Below are 14,327 nucleotides of genomic sequence, written 5' to 3'. Positions count from 1 at the left end.
CAAAATTTGAAAATAACGGAGGTTTGCGCATGGAGCCCCTGATCACCCTTATCGTTGTCACGCTAGCGATCCTTGCTCTGGGAGCGGCGGGAGTCAAACGACTGCGTACTTGGCCTGTTGCCCTTCGGGGCGGAGTTGCGGCGATGTTTGTGTTGACTGGCACCGTTCATTTTGTTGGGATGCGGGAAGAGCTGATAAGTATGGTGCCGCCTGTTTTGCCTTACCCTGGGTTTATTGTAACGCTCACTGGCGTGTTAGAACTGGCCGGGGCACTTGGGTTGCTGTGGCGTCCGACAGTCATCTGGGCGGCGGGAGGTCTCTCGCTTCTCCTCATCTGCATGTTCCCGGCAAACGTTTATTACGCTCTTTCCGGTCTAGCGACGGCCGCTCACCAAGCTTTGCTGCCTCGTACGTTGATGCAGATTGTTTTTTTGTCGGCGACACTCGCTATCATGATCTATTACATGCGTTACCGAAGTGTAAGGCGGATTTAGGCGGAATTTGACGAATCTTCCATTTTGTAATAACTTGGTATTAGGAAGAATGTACCAAGGGCCAAAGCATGGCCACACCAAGAGACGACTAGAGGCGGGCCCCGAGTAAAGGGGAGGACCGCCTCTTTTTTGCGTGGATGGAGTGGCTCGAATTAAATGACGGAATGATAGGAGTACAAACATGAATGAAGAGCTGATCCAAATGCTGCTTGCTTTTCGGGAGGAGCGTAACTGGGCGCAATTTCACAATCCGAAGGATTTAGCGATCTCGCTAAGTCTTGAGGCGTCCGAGTTGTTAGAGAATTTTCAGTGGAGAACGTCCGAAGATGCCGTATCGCAGAAGAAACAAGACATCGCCGACGAACTGGCCGATGTGCTGATCTACTCAGTGTACCTAGCCGCTGCGCTTGGCCTCAATATCGAGGAAATCATTCGGGACAAGATGCGGCGGAATGGAGTGAAGTATCCGGTGGACAAGTCTTTTGGGAAAATGAATAAATATAACGAGCTATAGGAGTGCAGACAGCTTGATTATATATAGCAGCAATGCGTTGCAGTTTCGTGAGTCGGTGGATCGTAATCAGATTACGGTGGAGATAGAGCAGGCTTTTATCAACAAGATGGGGATGAGACCTAGCCCAGGGGAAAAGAGAGCCTGGAATAATTCCATGCAATTCATGGAACGCGTCATTCGTAATGCCAATATCGCCGATGATTGTGGCGTAATGATCGAGTATAACATCCCGGCAACCAGCAAGCGTATTGATTTTATCGTGGCAGGGCAGGATGCGGAGGGCCGAGATAACTTCGTGATCGTGGAATTGAAGCAGTGGGATGCAGCCGAAGCAACAGACCGGGAGGACGTGGTTGTGGCTTATATCAACGGACGTCAACGCGAGATTCCGCATCCCTCCTACCAAGCATGGTCTTACCGCCAGTTTCTTGAAGACATGAATGAAGCGATTCATAGTAGCGATCTTAAGAGCTATTCCTGCGCTTATTTACATAACTATCGTGTCCCGGAACCCGATCCGCTCAAGAGCGAACGCTATCAAAACATCATCAGAGAAGCCCCGCTATTTAAAGCGGATGATACAACGAAGCTTCAACAGTTTCTATACAAACATGTCGGTAAGGGAAAAGGCATTAACCTGCTTTACCTCATCGAGAACGGGAAAATTCGGCCTTCTAAGAAACTGATCGACCATGTGGATGGGCTGTTCAGAGGAAACGCCGAGTTTATCTTGCTGGACGAGCAAAAGGTAGCTTACGAGACGATCATCAGCCTAGCTAAGGATCCAAGTCGTAAAAAAACAATCATTATCAAAGGCGGCCCGGGCACCGGAAAATCCGTCATCTCTATGAATGCCCTGGGCGGCTTGCTGAAGCACAAGCTAAACGCTAAGTTTGTCGCGCCTAACGCTTCCTTCCGGACGGTCATGGTAGAGACGCTAGCGAAACAGCAACCTAAGAACAAGGCACGAGTTCGAGGATTGTTTGCGGGATCGGGGCAATTTGTGGATACCCCGGAGAACTTCTTTGATGTGCTGATCGTTGATGAAGCTCACCGTCTCAAGGGAAAAGGAGCTTACCAGTACCGCGGTGTGAATCAGATCGAGGACATCATCAAGGCCTCAAAGGTCAACGTGTTCTTTATCGATGAGTACCAGCGGATTCGTCCGGATGATATCGGGACTGTGGCCGAAATTGAGCGAATCGCAAAGGCCTATGGCTCCGAAGTTCATGAGTACACTCTATCCGCCCAGTTCCGCTGCTCGGGAGCTGAAGGGTTCATTAACTGGATTGATCACGTACTGCAAATCCGACCGACAGCTAATTTTGATGGCTGGGACCAAGATAGCTTTGAGTTCAAGCTGTTCGATACGCCGAATGCGGTCTATGAAGAGATAAAAGCGAAGGTAGCGGCAGGGTACAAAGCGCGGATGCTCGCCGGATTTGCCTGGGACTGGACCAAAGATACTGAAGGCAACCGCAACGGTGAAGTCGCGGACGTTACCATCCCAGAACACGATTTTCAGATGCCGTGGAATGGCCGTGCCATCTCCAGCACTTGGGCTATCCATGAGGATGGTGTCGAGCAAATCGGCTGCGTACACACCTCGCAAGGGCTAGAATTCGACTACGTTGGGGTTATTATCGGCAATGATCTAAAATATGACCCGACCACTATGCAACTCTACGCTGATTACAACGAATACAAAGACACCATGGGCAAAAGAGGCCTCAAGAACAATCCCGGTCAACTCACCAAGCTGATCAAAAACATCTACAAGGTGCTGATTTCCCGAGGGATGAAGGGATGTTATTTGTATTGTCGGGATCCGGAGTTGAGGGGGTATTTGGAGGGGCAGTTAAAAAGGGTGACTAGTGGCTAAACCTCGTAAAAATCATAGGCAATGAAATCTTGCGTTTTTTGATCGAATACCCAAACCATCAGCCTTATTACAGAAGGCGGATGGTTTTCTTTTTTGTCCAGTGCTGACTTCAAAAAGCCGTGAATAGCCCCATACGTTGCAGGATCAATCTGTTCTACAAACAGGTTGATGTGCGTTTCGCTTGTTGATTGATTGACCAGTTGTTCCATAGCTTCACTGGTTTTCCTAAACATGATGGTACAGCAGTTGTGGGAAGCATTATGAAGTAAACTGCAGTCAACTATAATGGTGTCACCACAATAAATAATTGAATTCTCATTATCCATAGGTTCTAAAGAAATGTTGAGGTACTCCATTGTTATTCCTTCTTTATATTTGGAAGTTCAAGGGATTAGTGGAAATAAACTAGTGACAATTTATATTTTAGTGCATATATACATTAAAATCAACAAAATAATGTATATGTTGTTCTGTTTGTGGGCACAATGCTTCTCTAATCTGATAGAGAGGTGGTAAACCGTGCTGCTGAAGATAATAGGAAAACGAATCAAGCAATTGCGGAAGGAACAAGGTCTTACACAAGAAGAACTTGCTGAAAGAGCTGGGGTAAACGCATCATACATAGGAACTGTCGAACGTGGAGCACGAAATATTTCCATCGAGACTCTGGAGAAGATCATACAAGGGCTGGATGTGCCTTTGGCGGTGATGTTTCAGTTTCACGAAACAAAGAACGTAGACTCTTGGAAGGATAAAGCGGAGGTTATTGAGGTAGTGAATTCACTACTTTATAATCGGTCATTGGAAGAGAATAAGCTTATCTATCGGGTAATAAAGGATGTTTTGGATACCAAGGATGTATGAGGAAAATAAAGCTATAAAAACCTTGGATCACATCTGATCACATATGAGTTATGTAACTTCATTAATTTTGCATAGGAGATGAATTATATTGTCGGAACCGTTAACGATAAGGAAACTCATTGAAAAGATAACATCGGGAGAAATTCGTATACCTGCATTTCAAAGAGGGTACGTATGGTCCTCTGAGCAGGTTTCATTTTTGCTGGATAGTATCTATAAAGGATTTCCTATCGGAACTATATTACTTTGGCGGACAAGGGAGCGATTAAAGGTTGAAAGAGACTTGGGTAATTTTACACTTCCTGATCCAAGGAAGGATTATCCTATAGATTATGTACTTGATGGTCAGCAGAGACTCACCTCTCTTTTCAGCGTATTTCAAACAGAACTATCCCCTAATCAAAATGATGAGTGGCTAGATATTTATTTCGATTTTACAAGTAAGGATGTTATCCAAGAGAGTAAGTTTGTACCACTGAAGGCTCAAGATTTTGATCCGACTAGATATTTTCCAATGAATTGCCTTTTTGACTCGGTGAAATATCGGAAAGCTGCTGAAGGATTAGATGCTGAAACTATAGTAGTTATTGATAAATTACAAGAACGCTTTAAGGAAACTCTAATACCAATTCAAATAATGGAGACCGAAGATAAGCATCATGTTGCAATTGTCTTCGAACGAATTAATAGATTCGGTACACAACTTGATACATTTCAGTTGTTATCTGCTTGGAGTTGGAGCACCGATTTTGATTTACAGGATGAGTTTTCACAGCTAGCCGAGGAAATAGAACCATTTGGGTTTGGTGATCTATCATACGATAAGGATTTGCAATTAAAATGTTGTAGTGGTGTCATTTCTGGTGATACTGCCCCCGCTGCAATTATAAATCTGAAAGGAGAAGAAGTTCGAAATAATTTTACTAAAATTAAAAATGGTATAAAATCAAGTATTGATTTTCTGCAGAGAGAACTAAATATATTCTCACTTAAATCGATGCCGTATCCCGCGATGATTGTAGCACTCACAAGATTTTTCGCAACTGATAAAGAAAATGGAGTTTTATATACTGAAAAACAAAGGAAACAACTTGTAAGATGGTTTTGGAGATCGTGTTTTTCCCGTAGATATTCTAGTGGTGTCACTGATGCACATAAGGCTGACTTAAGAGCCATGGATGAACTGCGGAAAAACGAAGAATATGACATTGCAAGTTTTGAGTGCACGGTAGACTCTTCCTTTTTTGAAAACAATCAATTTAATGTAAGCACTGTAAATACGAAAACATTTATAACTTTATTAGCTCACAGAGGACCTAGATCATTTATTTCAGGTGCAAAAGTTGACCTAAGTAAAGTTTTGAAAAATGTGAGTAGAAATGAATTTCATCATATATTCCCTGTTCATTACTTAGAGAATTCCTTGGGAATAACTAATAAAAAGGATATCAACTTACTTGCAAATATTTGCTTTTTAAATAATGCAGATAATCAAAAGATTAAGGATAAGGCGCCTTCAAGTTATAAGAATTTAATTGATCCTATTAATCTGCCAGCTATTTTAGAAACAGCATTTTGTCCCCCTAATGCACTTGATATGGATTATAATGAATTTCTAAAAATTAGGGTCGAAAAGTTAGTGAACTATGCAAGGGAATTAATTAAATAAAGTTTTAGAAGCATCGTTTCCATAGGGTGCTTCTGTTTATTTTTCCCTCACCGGCACCTCTATCGTCACCTCACCCCCGCCCGTCACATCAGAGTTGGCGATATGCAGTTCACCCCCATGTAATTGGGCAACAAACTGGGTGATATAGAGGCCCATGCCGTAATGTCCGTCGCTTCGGCGGGACGGGTCGCCCATGTAGAACTGTTCGGTGGCGTACTTGAGCGCTTCAGGCGAGAAGCCCGGGCCTTCGTCAGTCACGCGGAATTGAATCCGATCGCCTGCAGCCTCCACCGATAGCGAGATTGTACTCTTCGCCGGGGTGTGATCCATGGCGTTGGCGATGACGTTCATGAGGGCGCGCTCCAACAAGCCAGGATCGGCATAGAGCTCGTCTGGCAGTGCGTCAACGAAGTGGACTGCGACGGAAAGCTCTTTAACTGCGGCGAGAGCTTGAATCTGCGCTTCGAGCGTATGGATGAACTCTTTCAGATCGAGGTTTACGGGCTGATAGGAAGCCGCAGTTTCCGTATTCGTGATTTCGATCAAGGTCTTGATATAAGCTTCCATCTGACGGGCGCTTTGGGCGATATATTCGGTGTATTCTCGTTGCTCCTCCGACTGTTCCGTTTCAGAGAGGAGCTCGACATTGCCGCGAACGATGGTGAGTGGGGTTTTGACGTCATGGGCGAGCGCTGAGATTTGAGCCCGGCGGCGGCGCTCTAGGTTCCATTGCTGCTCCAGCGAGCTCTTCAGGGCATCCCGCATCTGATCCATGGATCGAAGCACTTGGTCAATTTCAGCGATCCCGCTGTATTGGATGGAGAAGTCCAGCTCCTGCTCCTGAATGCGCTGGGTTGCTTCCTGCAGTCCGCTCATTTTGCGGGCAAGCTTTCGACCAAACGAAGAGGCTAACAGAACGGCTTGAAGCAGAAAGAGGACACAGAACAGGACGAAAAAGGCCAGTTCCGCACTAGGCAGTAAGCGGCGCAGAGTCGCTTGGTTAAACTGGGCGGCAAGAGAATACCGGAAGATATAGACCTCTTGGCCATGCGTGACCTTCATATAATGATATAGAAAAGAATAACCTCTCGCTTGATCGCCCTCCAGACGCTTCCACGCCGCCTCTCCCTGCTTGGCGGATAAGCTGTGCTCCAAGAGCTTCCCATCTACTGTGTACTTCGCATATTGGTACAACACAGAGGGGGCGTCCAACTGCAGCTCCTGTCCCGCCATGAGGCGAGACTTAGCCTCCTGCACTTGCTTCTCGGCATAATCTGCTGGGAGAACGGCTCCAGTGAACAGCAGCCCCACAAAGATCAAGGATAGCAACAGGGCAAGCCCAATCGTTCCCAGACAAAAAGCGGCTAAATATTTTAGAAACAGCGTACGCAGCTTGGTTTCTTTCGGTCCTGACGTGACGCGGGCTATTTCCATCGGTATCCTATCCCCCACACGGTTTCAATCGGATTGACGTTCATTTGGTTTAATTTTGCGCGGATATTTTTGACATGCTCCACGATGGTGGAAGCTTCACTTTCTCCGTCGAATCCAAACACGGATTCATAAATTTGGTCTTTCGAGAACACCTGCCCCCGATTTAACGCCAAAAACTCGCAGATCGCATATTCGCTTTTGGTCAACGGGATGAAGGTATCCTGCACCCGCATCTCCTTGCCCGACAGGTTAAAATGAACTTCGCCGATGCAGAGCACGCTGCGTCGTTCCCGGCTTTCCCGGCGGAGGTGGGCGGCAATTCGCGCCCGTAACTCGCCTGCCCCAAACGGCTTGACGATATAATCGTCCGCCCCGATGCTCAGGCCTTCCACCAGATCATTCTCCATGGATTTGGCGGTCAGGAACAGGATTGGGCAGTCGACCTTGCTGCGAATTTGCCGGCAGAGGGTGAACCCGTCCAGCTCTGGCATCATCACGTCCAGCAAGATCAGGTCATAGCTTCCCAATTGCAGCGCCAACACTTCAGAAGGAGAGGAGAGAGCTGTGACGAGATGTCCTTCTTTTTGCAAAATATTCCGAATTAAGGTCAGCACGGCCGGATCATCATCTACCGCAAGAATATGGGCCATCTTCTATCCCTTCTTTATTGATGAGATCTGAGTTTACTCCAGCGACTTCGTACCTTCCCATCGCCGGAACCACACTCCTAATAATACCATGATCGCCAAGGTCCCTGTGACGCAGGCAAGGATTCCGGGTTCAAGCAAAGTGTCCGCCGGGATCGGGAGGGAGACAGCATTCGCGCCACCGTACTGCATCCAAAGGCTGACGAACCGGGCAGCCCAGGCGCAAGGGATGTAGATCCAGTTGTAATCCCCGAGGCCGGTCAGCAGGAGGGCAGACACGAGGCTCTCCAGAATTCCGAGACCGATCGATGCGCCTTTGCCAAATCGCAGACTCACGTAGAGGTGCAAGGCATAGAGAAACAGACTGCTTCCAACCAGGAGGCAAGCAGCTTCTAAATAGAACCCGAGCCCATAGGGCGATTGAGACAAAAGATAAAGGAAGCCCACTCCGAACCCCACCGAAGCCAGAATTGTGCTGCCCAAGCCCAGCAGTAGAAGTACGGTCAGCTTACCAGCCAGGGCGATGAGGCGGTTCGGCAGGGTGAGAAGCTGTTGATAATTTCCGGCAGCAGCTTCCTGGTCCGCAGCGATGGCACAGACGATACCTATAATCGTTGGAAAAGAAACCGCAAGCACCTGCAAATAAGCGCTCACTTTAGAAGCCGGCGTAAACGGAGTATAGGCGTAATAACCTAAGAAAATCACAATCCCGGCCAGCGGGACGAGCAAGTGCACCCACAGGGTCGGTTGTCTTTGGAGCTTGATGAGTTCAGATCGGAGACAACGGAAAAAGGTGTTCATCTTACTTGGCCTCCCGATGGCGAAATAAACGCATCGTCAGGATGCACAGCAGGAAGAACAGGCCAAGCGTGATCAGCACCCCTGGCAGAATAACGCTCTTGTCCCACAGGACATCGCCTTCGGGAACCGGCAGTCCGTTAGGAAGCACGCCGATCGCAGCGCACATCAGCCGAGACGGAATCGCATAAGGGACAGCCCACCAGAACGCTGTAGTAGCCAACAGAATGTTGCAGGCGATGTTCCCCAGCACATTAAGAATCATCGTAGCAAACATGCCGATCCGGTCGGTTAAGAACAGACAGAGCGGGATCTGCCAAAGGAAGGTCAGAAAGAGCAGCGAGCTGCCCAAGGCGTGGTCCGCCAAAGTCAATCCAGCAGGGAAGACCAGACCGCTGAGCGCAACTCCGAGCGTTAAAATGACCGAAGAAGCAAGAAGCAGCCCAGCGATAACCCCGATTTTACCGAGCCAAATCTTTGGCAGAGACACCGGCAATCCGAGGATCGCTCGATATTTCAGCTTTTTGCTATCCTTTTGGATCACACCCGTACACATCAAGGTGAGCGCTCCGGGAAGCAAAAGGGTATACCACCAGTTGTAGCTGGCGATTTGAAAGAACGGCCCAGCCATCAATCCTGTGCATAGCAACAAGGTTAGCAGAGGAGCCAACCAGGTCAGTTTTCTCGTAAAGGTTCGTTTGGTTTTAAGAAATTCCGCACGGAGGAATGCCTGCATCCTATTCGTCTCCTTTCCGGTGCTCACGAGCAATTTGCATAAACAGCGACTCTAGATGTTCTCCCGGAGTGACCGCCTCTTGATAAGCCAGAACACCTCCTGCAATAATGCCGATGTGATCCGCGATTTGCTCCACTTCGGACAGGACGTGGCTGGACAAGACAACCGTGATCCCCATCTTTGGAAAAGAGCGAATCAGCTCGCGCAGCTTCTGAATGCCAAACGGGTCGAGACCGTTGGTCGGCTCGTCCAGAATCAGCAGTTTGGGGCGGTGGAGCAGGGCAATGGCGATTCCCAGTCGCTGCTTCATTCCCATGGAGAACTGGCCGGCGCGTTTTTTCCCGGTGTTCGTTAAACCCACCGTCTGCAACACTTCGTCGATTCGAGTATCCGGTAGACCAAGAAGTGTAGTCCGTACTTTGAGATTCTCGCGGGCGGTTAAGTTTTCGTAGAGCGGAGGCGACTCAATGAGAGCGCCAATTTGGGATAAATGTTCGCGTGACCAGGGGGCGCCTAAAAATTCAATCTCGCCGGAAGTTGGCCGCAGCATGCCGGTCAGCATTTTAAGAAGGGTGGATTTTCCGGCCCCGTTGGGACCAAGCAGCCCGTAAACGGAGTTCTCCTGAATCGCAAGCGAGACGTTACGGACGGCTTGCTGCCCCTTAAAGCTTTTACATAGGTTCTGCGTCTGCAGAATAAGGTTATTGTTCATGTGTACTCATCCTTTTCATCCATTCTGGAACCTATGGTAAGGGGGAATTATAAGAATTTGATAAGGATTGCGGAGCTAATTCGAAAAAAAAGAAGCTTGATTTACTCCAACGTAAAATCAAGCTTCATCTGAATATCCGATCCGCGTTTGAAGTATAACGTGTACTCTCCAGGTTCCCACTGCAGATTTTTCAGCCGCATTTCAAAAGCCGCTAAGTCAGCCGTCTCTCTCATTTTCTCAACTTGAAGAATTTCGCTGTCTCCGCGTTTGGTGACATATAACTGAGCCTGGCGCAGACTTTCCTTCTTATCCGGGTAGATGGCCATAGCGATGAGCCCGGCGTTGTTCTTAAAATGATCCGAATGATCGTTGATTCTAGGGAATTCTTGGTTTTGGATAAACCCAAGCTGGAGATCATGTTTCGTGTTCCTGACCAGAGTGGGATACAGGTTGAGGAAAAGCACCACCATGGTGAGAAACGCTAGGGGAATCGTGAGCAGCATGATTTTTCGTTTCATATTACTGCTCCTTCGTATCCGTTCTTCTTCTCTGTTCAGTTGGATCATTTGAGGCCTTCGAAGAGGGGAGTTTCGCATAAACAAAAGTCAGCAACCCAAAAATGCAACCTAACAATATGGTGCCATAATTTCACTAGTTCCAAGCATTAACCCTGTAAGAATACCGAAGATGATACTATGAAAAACGTCAACGCTCTTATCTCTTCATAATTCCCGCCTCACAATCCGTGCATGACTTGATACTCCACCCACTTATCCACTTCGCTCTTCAAAAAAAGGTGACTCCGGTTAGGAAGCTCCATACTAGGCAAAATCGAGTAGGTATCATATGAGCGTGCTCCCTGTAAATTTTCTCTTTTCTTCCGATCCAACTCCAGGAGGTCCTGCAAATCACTCATGGTAATGCCTAAATAATCGGCTAATTCGCTTTCGGTTAGGATCGATTTATTCCCGATAACCGTCTTAGCATGAACCTCCTGCTCTGACTTGTCTTCTCCTCTTTCAGCTAAGATGTAACATCCTCCTAAAAAAGCAGCAGCGAGAATCAGGCTGCAAATGATATTACTGTATTTATGCATTCGACCTATGACCTCCTAAATATTAGCAACTAAATTTAGTATAAGGCAATGGATAATGGATACCAAGTCATTTCTTCACAGGCGTTCCATCTCTTCGGGCCTCGGTACAAGCAAAAAAACAGCCCCCGGAACACCGGAGGCTGCGCTTTCGACCTGTCCAATAGGGCCGTGTCTGTCTCCTCTCCCTCTTCAACTATTCTCCTGCAATAGCACCTGCTCGTGAAACAGCGCTTTGATTTCCTCGGTTTGTCCTTTTCGCGCCAGAACGTACAAGGTATCACCGGCTTGCAGGCGGGTGTGGCCCCTTGGGGTGATCATTTTCTGGTCGCGGATAATCGCGTTGACCAGCGAATCTTGCGGCATTTTAAGCTGCCTGAGCTCTTGTCCGTCTGCGGCGGAATGTTCGCTCACTTGGATTTCTACAATTTCGTGATTGGTTTTCCCCATGGATACAAGCTCTAGCGCATGAGGAACAATGGTTTTTTTGCCTTCGGACAGGCCCAGAAGATTCGCTAAAGGGGAAATTGTCGCTCCTTGGATCAAAGCGGAGGTTAACACAACGAAGAAGACGACATTGAAAAAGAGGTGCCCATCTTCAATGCCGGCAATGAGTGGATAGGTGGCCAGCACGATCGGCACTGCGCCGCGTAGTCCGGCCCAAGAGATCAGAATCTTCTCCTTCACGTTAAATTGCATAAACATCGTACTGAGGAAGACACCGATCGGCCGGGCGACAAACATCAATAAGATGGATAACGCCATGCCTTGCCAGATGATATGAATGAGATCAGAGGGGAAGACCAGAAGTCCTAGCAGAATAAACATGAGGATTTGCATCATCCAAGCAAAGCCTTCGTTAAACCGGAAGATGGAGTGGCGGTAGGTGAGGTCTGAATTGCCAACCCACATCGCCATGACATAGACGGCAAGGAGTCCGCTCCCTTTGAGCAGAGACGTGGAACTGTAGGTGAAAATCGCAAAAGCCATTGCTAACACGGGATACAGCCCAGAGGAGTCGAGGTTGATTTTGTTGATGCACCAAACCGCGATTTTTCCTAAGAGCAAGCCCATCGCTAGCCCCAATCCCATCTGCCAGAAAAAACTCAAAATCATCGTGAACATACTGGCGTTCGGTGATTGGATCAGTTGGATGACCGAGACGGTTAAAAAGACGGCCATAGGGTCGTTCGACCCGGATTCGACTTCAAGGGTGGAGGTGAGCCTTTGCTTGATATTTTTCTCACCTAGTACCGCAAATACAGCCGCGGCGTCCGTCGAACCGACGATCGAGCCAAACAACATGCCTTCCAGCCAACTGACATCCAGGATGTATTTCGCGCAGGCCCCGATGACAAGCGTGGTCAAAACAACACCGAGGGTCGCCAGTGACAAGGAAGGAGCCAACACTCCACGGACGTTCTGCCATTTGGTCTGCAGCCCGCCTTCAAACAAGATGACAATCAGTGCCATGATGCCAAAAAGCTGGGTGATCACGGCGTTGTCATAGTAAATAAATTTACTTAGGATCATGCCGACGACAATAAAGAAAACGAGGGAAGGCAAGCCGAGCCGCGAGGAAAACTTGGTGGTAAACACTCCGATGAACAACAGCAGGGAGAAGAGAAGAATCGTATTGTCGATGGTAAAGGGCAAACGATCACCTTCCTTTATCTGCTTGATAACTATATTTTAACTTTTCGTTGAGGTGCTCGACAATTCATTTATATGCCTCGTACCGATTTTTTCGACCTTTCGTGTTTATTTAATCCATACCTAGATTCATGATATAGTGAATGTTTTCGCAAATAAGTCCGCTTTTTGGCCGCCTCCTGTCCTTTGCATGTCCGTTTATTGACCGATGGAGGAGGCTGATAGGGGAACAAATCCTTAATATGGAAGGAGAGGGGAATTTGTATGAGGGTAAACAAGGCAATATTATCTTGTTTTGCCGCCCTGTTGTTTTTAGGAAGTTTGGGGCCGGTGTCGCTAAGGGCAGAAGGAGAATCCAGGTGGAATTCCCTTGAGGAGGCAAAGCCACCTCTTGAACACAACTCTAGCCTATCCGTGATCTAGCCCATACTGGCAGTGCAAGCGTGCTATCTATAGGGGGAACCAGGTTAATTACCGCGGATTATCTACCAGTTTTCGGCAGGGGGGTTCCCCTCCAGAACCTTATCACGATCACATATTGCGAATGATATCACAACTTAAAAATTTCAAAAAACTGCCTTGACTTCTTGTGTCACTATAAAACTTCAAGATATTTCAATCCACGCACCTACGTAAGGTGCGACGTGAAGGCTCTAGCAGACATCTTTACGTTTTGGTGATTTCAATCCACGCACCTACGTAAGGTGCGACCTGAAAAGCGCGAAGATGGAAAACTATACCGCCATTTCAATCCACGCACTTACGTAAGGTGCGACGCTTATGCAGAGACACAATTCAAGGATGCCAAGGATTTCAATCCACGCACCTACGTAAGGTGCGACGGTTGCCATCAATTCGATATACCGCATCTTTATAATTTCAATCCACGCACCTACGTAAGGTGCGACGCGCGTTATAATCCGTCTGCCATGCGTTAACGTCGAATTTCAATCCACGCACCTACGTAAGGTGCGACCGGCAAAACGTATCTGTCGGCGGTATTTGTGGACATTTCAATCCACGCACCTACGTAAGGTGCGACACCTGAAAAAATCAAGGAAATTGTTGAGATGATATTTCAATCCACGCACCTACGTAAGGTGCGACTGCCCCATCTGCTCTATAAACTGCCTATATGATCCATTTCAATCCACGCACCTACGTAAGGTGCGACGGAGCCATACAACGTAGAGTTTCCGATGATGGACATTTCAATCCACGCACCTACGTAAGGTGCGACAAAACGCGATCCGGGCAACGGTACAAAGAGCGAATGATTTCAATCCACGCACCTACGTAAGGTGCGACGAGGCGGTCGGAGCAGACGGTGTAGACCATCGCCCAAAATTTCAATCCACGCACCTACGTAAGGTGCGACCCTTGGCTGTGCAAAACAGCAGCCGGGAGGGAGATTTCAATCCACGCACCTACGTAAGGTGCGACATTAATTGTGTAGGTGCCAGGCGGAAAATAAAATTTCAATCCACGCACCTACGTAAGGTGCGACAGCTCATGCAAGCTCAGGTTGAGAAAGTGCGGACAATTTCAATCCACGCACCTACGTAAGGTGCGACGGAGGATATCCATTGCTGGCCACGAATGATTTGATATTTCAATCCACGCACCTACGTAAGGTGCGACGTAGATTATGGCTCTTTTTTAATTGGAGGTGAGGTATTTCAATCCACGCACCTACGTAAGGTGCGACTACCAATAGATCGTGACCTCTGCGGACTGCTGATCCATTTCAATCCACGCACCTACGTAAGGTGCGACTATATGCCGTATGGTCATGTCCACGCTGTCTCCACATTTCAATCCACGCACCTAC

14 protein-coding genes and 1 CRISPR repeat array (1 of these 15 only partly in view) are annotated in these 14,327 nt (G+C 47.7%); of the genes, 5 read left to right on the top strand and 9 right to left on the bottom strand.

Translation table 11 applies throughout. The features are described from left to right. Nucleotides 1–29 precede the first annotated feature (29 nt). The 3 genes from U9M73_RS17005 (at nt 30) to U9M73_RS16995 (ending at nt 2,890) form a co-directional block, all read left to right on the top strand. Nucleotides 30–494, top strand: coding sequence for a DoxX family protein (locus U9M73_RS17005; protein ID WP_323078206.1), 465 nt, complete (start codon nt 30–32; stop codon nt 492–494). Between the two features lie 181 nt (nt 495–675). Next, a complete protein-coding gene (locus tag U9M73_RS17000) occupies nt 676–1,008 on the top strand; it encodes a nucleotide pyrophosphohydrolase (protein ID WP_323078204.1) in 333 nt (110 codons plus the stop codon). A 13-nt stretch (nt 1,009–1,021) separates the two neighbouring features. Continuing rightward, entirely contained in the window at nt 1,022–2,890 is a 1,869-nt protein-coding gene (locus U9M73_RS16995; RefSeq protein WP_323078201.1) for a DUF2075 domain-containing protein, read from the top strand. Here U9M73_RS16995 and U9M73_RS16990 read toward each other — a convergent pair. Next, nucleotides 2,887–3,246, bottom strand: a complete 360-nt coding sequence (locus U9M73_RS16990) for a hypothetical protein (protein WP_323078199.1) — start codon at nt 3,244–3,246, stop codon at nt 2,887–2,889. The genes U9M73_RS16995 and U9M73_RS16990 overlap by 4 nt on opposite strands. A gap of 163 nt (nt 3,247–3,409) precedes the next feature. Here U9M73_RS16990 and U9M73_RS16985 point away from each other — a divergent pair, with 163 nt between their 5' ends. Next, nucleotides 3,410–3,754 carry a helix-turn-helix domain-containing protein gene (locus tag U9M73_RS16985; protein WP_323078197.1) on the top strand — a complete coding sequence of 115 codons (345 nt, stop codon included), beginning with the start codon at nt 3,410–3,412 and terminating at the stop codon, nt 3,752–3,754. Nucleotides 3,755–3,842: 88 nt separating this feature from the next. After that, nucleotides 3,843–5,423: a GmrSD restriction endonuclease domain-containing protein gene (locus U9M73_RS16980; RefSeq protein WP_323078195.1), complete on the top strand. Its 1,581-nt coding sequence runs from the start codon at nt 3,843–3,845 to the stop codon at nt 5,421–5,423. A gap of 36 nt (nt 5,424–5,459) precedes the next feature. On the opposite strand, the gene U9M73_RS16975 is transcribed toward U9M73_RS16980, so the two are convergent. From U9M73_RS16975 to U9M73_RS16940, 8 genes are all read right to left on the bottom strand, one after another. Continuing rightward, nucleotides 5,460–6,857 carry a HAMP domain-containing sensor histidine kinase gene (locus U9M73_RS16975; RefSeq protein ID WP_323078193.1) on the bottom strand — a complete coding sequence of 466 codons (1,398 nt, stop codon included), beginning with the start codon at nt 6,855–6,857 and terminating at the stop codon, nt 5,460–5,462. Next, nucleotides 6,848–7,507 (bottom strand): response regulator transcription factor, encoded by a 660-nt coding sequence (locus tag U9M73_RS16970; protein ID WP_036644107.1) that lies wholly within the window; start codon nt 7,505–7,507, stop codon nt 6,848–6,850. The genes U9M73_RS16975 and U9M73_RS16970 overlap by 10 nt, the downstream gene beginning before the upstream one ends. Before the next feature lie 33 nt (nt 7,508–7,540). Beyond that, complete coding sequence (locus U9M73_RS16965) at nt 7,541–8,305, bottom strand: lantibiotic immunity ABC transporter MutG family permease subunit (RefSeq protein WP_323078191.1); 765 nt, start codon at nt 8,303–8,305, stop codon at nt 7,541–7,543. A 1-nt stretch (nt 8,306) separates the two neighbouring features. Continuing rightward, a complete protein-coding gene (locus U9M73_RS16960) occupies nt 8,307–9,038 on the bottom strand; it encodes a lantibiotic immunity ABC transporter MutE/EpiE family permease subunit (RefSeq protein WP_323078189.1) in 732 nt (243 codons plus the stop codon). A 1-nt stretch (nt 9,039) separates the two neighbouring features. After that, nucleotides 9,040–9,750 (bottom strand): lantibiotic protection ABC transporter ATP-binding protein, encoded by a 711-nt coding sequence (locus tag U9M73_RS16955; RefSeq protein WP_016314426.1) that lies wholly within the window; start codon nt 9,748–9,750, stop codon nt 9,040–9,042. Between the two features lie 101 nt (nt 9,751–9,851). Further along, nucleotides 9,852–10,268 (bottom strand): hypothetical protein, encoded by a 417-nt coding sequence (locus U9M73_RS16950; protein ID WP_323078185.1) that lies wholly within the window; start codon nt 10,266–10,268, stop codon nt 9,852–9,854. Nucleotides 10,269–10,486: 218 nt separating this feature from the next. Continuing rightward, complete coding sequence (locus tag U9M73_RS16945) at nt 10,487–10,846, bottom strand: hypothetical protein (protein WP_260070386.1); 360 nt, start codon at nt 10,844–10,846, stop codon at nt 10,487–10,489. Nucleotides 10,847–11,035: 189 nt separating this feature from the next. Continuing rightward, nucleotides 11,036–12,499: a potassium/proton antiporter gene (locus tag U9M73_RS16940; protein ID WP_323078183.1), complete on the bottom strand. Its 1,464-nt coding sequence runs from the start codon at nt 12,497–12,499 to the stop codon at nt 11,036–11,038. 609 nt (nt 12,500–13,108) lie between these two features. Further along, a CRISPR array of direct repeats spans nt 13,109–14,327; the repeat unit is 32 nt; unit sequence ATTTCAATCCACGCACCTACGTAAGGTGCGAC; it runs 1,686 nt beyond the window's last position.

Source organism: Paenibacillus phoenicis, assembly GCF_034718895.1.
GTDB lineage: Bacteria > Bacillota > Bacilli > Paenibacillales > Paenibacillaceae > Fontibacillus > Fontibacillus phoenicis.
Note: the sequence above shows the minus strand (reverse complement) of the source record. Positions and strands in the feature narration are given on the sequence as shown.

What these genes read in the sequence shown, in the direction of transcription:
- U9M73_RS17005 (WP_323078206.1), top strand. Translation starts at nt 30, where the DNA reads ATGGAGCCCCTGATCACCCTTATCGTTGTCACGCTAGCGATCCTTGCT.
- U9M73_RS17000 (WP_323078204.1), top strand. Translation starts at nt 676, where the DNA reads ATGAATGAAGAGCTGATCCAAATGCTGCTTGCTTTTCGGGAGGAGCGT.
- U9M73_RS16990 (WP_323078199.1), bottom strand. Translation starts at nt 3,246, where the DNA reads ATGGAGTACCTCAACATTTCTTTAGAACCTATGGATAATGAGAATTCA.
- U9M73_RS16975 (WP_323078193.1), bottom strand. Translation starts at nt 6,857, where the DNA reads ATGGAAATAGCCCGCGTCACGTCAGGACCGAAAGAAACCAAGCTGCGT.
- U9M73_RS16970 (WP_036644107.1), bottom strand. Translation starts at nt 7,507, where the DNA reads ATGGCCCATATTCTTGCGGTAGATGATGATCCGGCCGTGCTGACCTTA.
- U9M73_RS16965 (WP_323078191.1), bottom strand. Translation starts at nt 8,305, where the DNA reads ATGAACACCTTTTTCCGTTGTCTCCGATCTGAACTCATCAAGCTCCAA.
- U9M73_RS16960 (WP_323078189.1), bottom strand. Translation starts at nt 9,038, where the DNA reads ATGCAGGCATTCCTCCGTGCGGAATTTCTTAAAACCAAACGAACCTTT.
- U9M73_RS16955 (WP_016314426.1), bottom strand. Translation starts at nt 9,750, where the DNA reads ATGAACAATAACCTTATTCTGCAGACGCAGAACCTATGTAAAAGCTTT.
- U9M73_RS16950 (WP_323078185.1), bottom strand. Translation starts at nt 10,268, where the DNA reads ATGAAACGAAAAATCATGCTGCTCACGATTCCCCTAGCGTTTCTCACC.
- U9M73_RS16945 (WP_260070386.1), bottom strand. Translation starts at nt 10,846, where the DNA reads ATGCATAAATACAGTAATATCATTTGCAGCCTGATTCTCGCTGCTGCT.